The sequence below is a fragment of the uncultured Aquimarina sp. genome (genome assembly GCF_947492115.1).
Taxonomy (GTDB): domain Bacteria; phylum Bacteroidota; class Bacteroidia; order Flavobacteriales; family Flavobacteriaceae; genus Aquimarina.
Map to the genome: position 1 here is coordinate 957,388 of NZ_CANLMM010000002.1, position 6,591 is coordinate 963,978.

Below are 6,591 nucleotides of genomic sequence, written 5' to 3' on the forward strand. Positions count from 1 at the left end.
CGCTTAAAGCGCTAATATTTATAGAGATTGAGGTATTATTATTCTTTAGCAAATAATATATTTACTATCAAAGCAAAAAAAATAAGGTTAGCCTTCTTCATCTACATAAGGGCTCTACCTTCTTGATTTATAAATTATAAAAATTGTGAGTAAAATATTTAAACATATCCAGTCCTTTCTTAAAACGTTGATTACAACTTTTAAAAATTGGAATGCAAATGAACCTTTTCAAATGAGTGCTGCAGTAAGCTATTATGCATTATTTTCTTTTCCAGCATTGCTTATCATCATCATTCAAACGACAGGTATTTTTTATGAAAAGCAACAAATTAAAAACAAAATTATTAAAGAGATATCAGAAGTTCTCGGCAGAGACGCTGCGAGCACTATAGAAAGTATGTTACAAAATGCAATTGATATAGAACAAACCTCGTTAGTAATAATTATCGGAATTATCACCTTATTATATGGAGCAACGGGTATGTTTATTGCCTTACAAAAGTCACTAAACACAATATGGAAAGTAAAACCTAAACCAAAAAATGAGCTTCTAAAAATGATTAAAGATCGTGTCTTTTCTTTAGGTTTAATTCTCGTAATAGGTTTTCTTCTTCTAACATCTTTAGTACTTACCGCTTTGATTACCGCAACTACTGACTGGATAGGAGAACATTTTCCCAACTTTATTATTTACATTATCCAGTTTATTAATTTCATTTTATCTTTTATACTAACTACTGTATTATTTGCATTGATATTTAAGGTTTTACCTGATGTTAAGATACAATGGAAAGATGTTTGGTTAGGTGCATTCATAACTACATTGCTATTTAGTATTGGTAAGTATGCATTAGGAATATATTTTGGAACTGTAAACCCACAATCTGCTTTCGGCGCAGCTGGATCTGTAATTTTAATTTTATTATGGGTTTCCTATTCTAGTTTAATACTTTTTTTTGGTGCAGAATTTACTAAAGTTTTATCATCGCGATATGGCTCTGGAATTGAACCCGCTTCTTACGCCGAAAGAATCTCGTAGCATATCCGAATAGTCTGAACATAAGAATATCTAAAGTGCAATTTGAAGAAAATTCAAAATCTGATGATTCTTGTGAGTATTTTAAGAATCTTCTCAAAAAAACTTTTAATTAAAAGAGTTACTTTTAGATACACAAGACATGCCATATGAATCTTAAAATCTAACAAATGGAAATACAAATCAAAGAACGTGAAAATAAGGGAATTGCTATTGCTCGAGACAATGATAAAAAAGCAGGGATAATGACCTATTCTGATCCAGGAAGTGATTTCATAATTATCGATCATACAGAAGTAGAACCAGAATACAATGGTAAAGGTGTTGGTAAGCAATTGCTTTATAAAATTGTAGAAATGGCAAGAGAAAAAAATATAAAAATCCTTCCGTTATGTCCCTTTGCTAACGCTATGTTTAAAAAACTCGATGATATCAAGGATGTATTAAAACCCTAACTATGGAAAAAATAAAAGAATATAAGAAAGGTGATTTTACAGTCGTATGGGAACCTAAAAAGTGTATCCATTCGGGCATTTGTGTTAAAACTTTACCTAAGGTTTATAATCCCAAGGATAGACCTTGGATTAAACCGGAAAACGCATCAATAGAAGCACTAAAAGATCAGATTAATGCTTGCCCGTCGGGAGCATTAACCTTCAAGTAGTAAATTAGTTATTAGACATTTGTCTTCAGCATATAATAACTTGATGATTATACAATAAAAAACAACTTAAAAAAACTTACCTCAGCTTATGACCGACTCACGATTTCCTGTATTAACTCAAAAACAAATTCATATTTTCAAAGAATATGGAACCTTTCTAGACTTTGAAACCGAAACACCAATATTTAACGTTGGAGATAAGGATTATGATTTTTTCATTGTTATTAAGGGAGAGGTCTATATAAAGGATGAAAGCGGAGCAGAAAAAATCATAGTCACTCACGGTATTAATGAATTTACTGGAGATAATAGTATGCTGTCTGATAGAAAAGCACAATTTAATGGATATGCTTCAAAAGGTTCTACCTTATTACGTGTCAAAGCCGATAAACTTCGTAACGTAATCTCAACTCATAGCGATATTAGCGACATTCTTTTAAGTGCTTTTGTTCAACGACAGGAAACCATGTTACATGAATTCGAAGGAGGGATAAAATTAATTGGTTCGTTATCTTCTAAAGAAACATATGCACTTCGTGATTTTATGGAAAAAAACCACATCTGGCATACTTTTTTAAATATAGATACTTCTGAAGAAGCGCAGCAGTTATTAGAAAGCTTTGGTGTTAAGGAAAATGAATTACCAATACTGTTAAACCCTGCCGGAGAGATTTGCAGAAAACCAAGTATTCCAGAACTTGCCAAGCAAGCAGGTGTTTTAATGGACTTTGGCAACGAGCTTTATGATGTCTTAATCGTTGGAGCAGGCCCATCTGGACTAGCGGCAAGTGTATATGCTGCTTCTGAAGGGTTAAGTGTAGTAACTATAGACAGTAATGCACCGGGAGGACAAGCCGGAAAAAGTTCAAAAATTGAAAATTATCTAGGATTTCCAACAGGCATCTCAGGAAATGATCTAGCCAATAAGGCTTATATTCAGGCTCAAAAATTTGGATGTAATATTTCTATTCCACATCGAGCTAAGACATTAGAATACAATCAAAATTACTTTACTATTTGTGCTACCAATGGAAAGACGATAAAAGCTAAAGCGGTAATAGCAGCCACAGGAGCACAATACCGACAATTACCTATAGATACTATTGAAAAGTTTGAAGGCAGCGGAGTTTTCTATTCCGCAACAGTGATGAACGCCTCTTCTTGCAAAAATGAAATAGTAGGTGTTGTTGGTGGAGGTAATTCTGCCGGACAAGCTGCTCTTTTTCTAGCTGAACATGCAAAGGAAGTTCATATCGTAATTCGCGGTACTAATATTGGAGCGAAAATGAGCGACTATTTAGTACAAAGAATAATTACAGAGCCTAACATTATACTGCATAAGGAAACCAATGTAGTTGACTTACATGGAACACATCATTTAGAATCCGTTACGCTGCAAACTAATGGTAAAAAGGAAACTATATCCATTTCTAATCTTTTTACTTTTATAGGAGCAAAACCTTGCACGGAATGGCTTGGAGAAGTAATTGCAACTGATTCAAAAGGTTTTATTTATACGGGATCAGATGTTACTGAAAACGCTTTGACTAAGTGTGCGATTTTTGAACAAAGAAAACCACAATCCTTGGAAACAAGTGTACCAGGTTTTTTTGCGGTCGGTGATGTTCGAAAAGGTTCCGTAAAAAGAGTTGCTTCAGCTGTTGGAGAAGGTTCTATGGCTATTAGTCAAATACACCGATATCTGGAAGAAAGAAAGACTATTGATTAGAAATTACTTACAACCTCTTGATTTTACTATGTTTTAGTGCTCATCAATAAATTTTAATTAGAAAATAACAAACAAAACTACAACTTGGAAAATACTAATAGACTTTTTTGTTTTTAAGTAGGTTTTCATCTTTTACAGACTCTTTTTTCTCTCTATTCTAAAATTTATTAACTTTATTAAAGAACCGAAACATAGTAGAATGAAGACTTTGAAAAAATTTAGAAAATTAACACGGCAAGAGTTATCGAAAGTAAATGGAGGTACAGATTACAGTGCAGGACAATGTGAAAACTTTATATACATACCACCAACAGCAGCCATGCCAGAACCTGGAAGATATTGTTTCTCCTAATAAAATAGAGAGTTTAAAAAAGAAATCAATTGAATTCTAAAATTTCATAAAAATAATCGGCTCTTAAGAACTTTTTATTTCTTAAGCTATCTACTCTATAACTTTTTCGTTCCTTATTCAAGGATAACCCTGTTACAGTCTCATATTTGGTGTTTTCTATATAACTATAGGTATCACCATGGTGCACCATAGTACTTAAAAGTTTATAGGTTCTCTGATCAAAATAATACCACCATATGTTGTCAGGAGAACCATCTTCTTTAAAATAAATTACCTTCACAGTATATACATTTTTATTATCTACCACATCTGCTCCTTCATAAGATAGATGCAATCCTTCTTCCAATAATTTAAAAGGCTGCCAAATCACGTAATTCGCTCCAGTTATGGCACTATGGTATTTTTCTTTAAGTTTTAGTTCTTTTTGTTCAACGCCATTAAAATAGATCGAAATGTTATCGTTTTTAAGCAATACGATTTTACTAATACTATCTTCTATCCATTTCATTTCGGCAGTAAGTTTAGCACCAAATATATTCTTATGAGTTTGAATAGTTTTTTGCTCAACACTTCCCAGACTATCATATAAAATAGTTGTTTTTACATAAGAAAGTTCTTTTGCAGACTTCCACTTATCAATACCTCCATGTGCTTCAATTGATTTTAACACAATCTTTTCGGGATCTAATTCTTTTTTGCAACACTGTAAGTTCAATATTGTGATACAAAGAACTGGTATTAGTTTGATGATCTTCTTCATCATTAGGCTTTTATCAGAATATTTGATTAAAATTTCAACCACTATTCTACATTACTCTAATATAAGGCATTAATATTACTTTATGTTGCCAGAGAAAAACTTAATTACTAGTTTTGCCAAAAAGTAAGAAAGGAAAAAATTATCTAACACCCCCTCCTCTAGATAATTAAAATACTATTTTAAATCAAGATAATGAGAAAAGAACAATTCTCAATTATGAACTTTATAGCGCATAATTGTTACTTGTAAAAATAGTACTGTTTAAAAATTGTATAAAAAGCTTTTATGGTTAAATTCTGTTCACAGAACTAATGAGCTATATCTGGAATAAAATGATAAAAAAATTAATTTCTATTTATCTACTTCTTTTACTGGGGAATCAATTATTATTCTCCCAAGCAGATTATATAAGTTGGGAATTTAGAGGAGGAAGCCTTCTCAATAACCCTGATGGAACATCAACTGGACCAGGATCCGAACCAGCTGGATTAGATGTAGCAACAATACCTAATACTTCCATTACCAGAGGTCGTCTACGATCGGCTATATTGGGTGACTTGGATAATGACGGTGATCTAGATTTTATTTCTGGTAGTCAAGGAGGAACCGTACATTATTTTGAAAACGATGGTACAATTACAGCCCCTAATTGGGTATCAGCGTCCATTCCTACTTTAGATACTATTTGGATAGAAAGAACGCTTACAGTAAGAAATCAAAACAGACCGCAACTTGCAGATATTGATGACGACGGAGATCTAGACTTGTTTATTGGTACTGATTATGATTATGAACGAGATAGAGATAATGATGTTCTTTTTTACAGAAATATAGGAACTCCAGAAACTCCAGTATTTGAATATATACCCGATGGATTGCCAGGACTCCATGATCAGGAGATAGCTGAATTTCCAGGTTTAGGTTTTGTTGATCTCGATAATGATTTAGATTTAGATCTTGTAACACTTGGTAGCGACAAACTAACTTATTTCAAAAATATCGGAACGATAAACAATCCTATCTTCGAACGCCAATCCGAAGCAGATAGTCCATGGGATGACGAAAGTGCTTTTAATAATATGGATGTTCCGATACCTGTATTCGAAGATTTTGATAAAGATGGGGATCTTGATATGTTTTTTATGATTGATACAGGTTTTGTTAGATGGTTAGAAAATACTGGAACACCTACCGCTCCAAACTTTGCCTCCGTTCAAAGTACTTTCAATGGAGAATTAACTCGTGGTGAAATAGGAAGTTTTCCAACTATAGACTTTGGAGATGTGGATGGAGATGGTTTAAAAGATGCTATTTTAGGTAGTTTCAATGTAGCAAGATTTGCATGGTTTAAACAAATTCCTGTATGTATAGCCCCAAGTACACCAAATATTTCTGCAGCTACTGAAGTATGTGAAGGAGAAACAACTACTATCACTATAACTGGTGACTTAAACATTGCTTCTACCTGGTCTATTTACACTGATTCCTGTGGAGGAAATTTATTGGGAACTACCAAAACAAATACTTCAACATTTGAAGTAATTCCAACAGCACCCAGTACCACCTATTATATAAGAGCAGAAGACGGTGACATTAGCTGTATCGATGAAACAACAGCTAATTGCTTAACCATCACAATAAATGTGAATCCTCTTGATGATCCTAGCTTTAACTATAATCAATCATTATATTGTAAAGATCAATCTGAGGCAACACCTGATATTACAGGACTAACAGGCGGAGTATTCGCTAGTACAACTGGATTGGATATTGATCCTGATTCAGGAGTTATTGATATCACAAATAGTGATCCGGGTGATTATGTAGTAACCTATACCACAACTGGAAGTTGTCCTAACTCCAGTCAAGTAAACGTAAATATAACTGATCTTGATGATGCTAGCTTTAGCTATGACCAATCATTATATTGTAAAGATCAATCCGAAACAACACCCACTGTTACAGGACTAACAGGTGGAGTATTCGCTAGTACAACTGGATTGGATATTGATCCTGATTCAGGAATCATAGATATTACTAACAGTGATCC

At 33.2% G+C, this 6,591-nt stretch carries 7 protein-coding genes; 6 read left to right on the plus strand and 1 reads right to left on the minus strand.

Features of this window, described 5'->3' with window-relative positions; all coding sequences use genetic code 11:
- Positions 1-145: 145 nt before the first annotated feature.
- The 5 genes from Q1A73_RS09495 to Q1A73_RS09515 all read left to right on the plus strand — a co-directional run bounded on the left by Q1A73_RS09495 (position 146) and on the right by Q1A73_RS09515 (position 3,781).
- Positions 146-1,039, plus strand: coding sequence for a YihY/virulence factor BrkB family protein (locus Q1A73_RS09495; protein ID WP_299604624.1), 894 nt, complete (start codon positions 146-148; stop codon positions 1,037-1,039).
- A 167-nt stretch (positions 1,040-1,206) separates the two neighbouring features.
- Entirely contained in the window at positions 1,207-1,491 is a 285-nt protein-coding gene (locus Q1A73_RS09500; RefSeq protein ID WP_299604626.1) for a GNAT family N-acetyltransferase, read from the plus strand.
- A 2-nt stretch (positions 1,492-1,493) separates the two neighbouring features.
- Positions 1,494-1,700, plus strand: a complete 207-nt coding sequence (locus Q1A73_RS09505; RefSeq protein ID WP_299604628.1) for a (4Fe-4S)-binding protein — start codon at positions 1,494-1,496, stop codon at positions 1,698-1,700.
- A gap of 88 nt (positions 1,701-1,788) precedes the next feature.
- The gene (locus tag Q1A73_RS09510) at positions 1,789-3,429 is read left to right on the plus strand and encodes an FAD-dependent oxidoreductase (protein ID WP_299604630.1); all 1,641 of its coding nucleotides are present in this window, start codon (positions 1,789-1,791) and stop codon (positions 3,427-3,429) included.
- A 199-nt stretch (positions 3,430-3,628) separates the two neighbouring features.
- Positions 3,629-3,781, plus strand: a complete 153-nt coding sequence (locus Q1A73_RS09515; RefSeq protein ID WP_299604632.1) for a hypothetical protein — start codon at positions 3,629-3,631, stop codon at positions 3,779-3,781.
- Between the two features lie 25 nt (positions 3,782-3,806).
- Here Q1A73_RS09515 and Q1A73_RS09520 read toward each other — a convergent pair whose 3' ends face one another.
- Positions 3,807-4,541 carry a DUF6503 family protein gene (locus Q1A73_RS09520; RefSeq protein ID WP_299604635.1) on the minus strand — a complete coding sequence of 245 codons (735 nt, stop codon included), beginning with the start codon at positions 4,539-4,541 and terminating at the stop codon, positions 3,807-3,809.
- Between the two features lie 332 nt (positions 4,542-4,873).
- Between Q1A73_RS09520 and Q1A73_RS09525 the strand changes: the two genes are divergently transcribed.
- Positions 4,874-6,591: FG-GAP-like repeat-containing protein (locus Q1A73_RS09525; protein WP_299604637.1), on the plus strand; the 1,718-nt coding region annotated here is incomplete at its 3' end.

Excerpts from the sequence above, each read along its gene's own strand:
- Q1A73_RS09515 (WP_299604632.1), top strand. The coding sequence starts at position 3,629 with ATGAAGACTTTGAAAAAATTTAGAAAATTAACACGGCAAGAGTTATCG.
- Q1A73_RS09520 (WP_299604635.1), bottom strand. The coding sequence starts at position 4,541 with ATGAAGAAGATCATCAAACTAATACCAGTTCTTTGTATCACAATATTG.
- Q1A73_RS09500 (WP_299604626.1), top strand. The coding sequence starts at position 1,207 with ATGGAAATACAAATCAAAGAACGTGAAAATAAGGGAATTGCTATTGCT.
- Q1A73_RS09510 (WP_299604630.1), top strand. The coding sequence starts at position 1,789 with ATGACCGACTCACGATTTCCTGTATTAACTCAAAAACAAATTCATATT.
- Q1A73_RS09505 (WP_299604628.1), top strand. The coding sequence starts at position 1,494 with ATGGAAAAAATAAAAGAATATAAGAAAGGTGATTTTACAGTCGTATGG.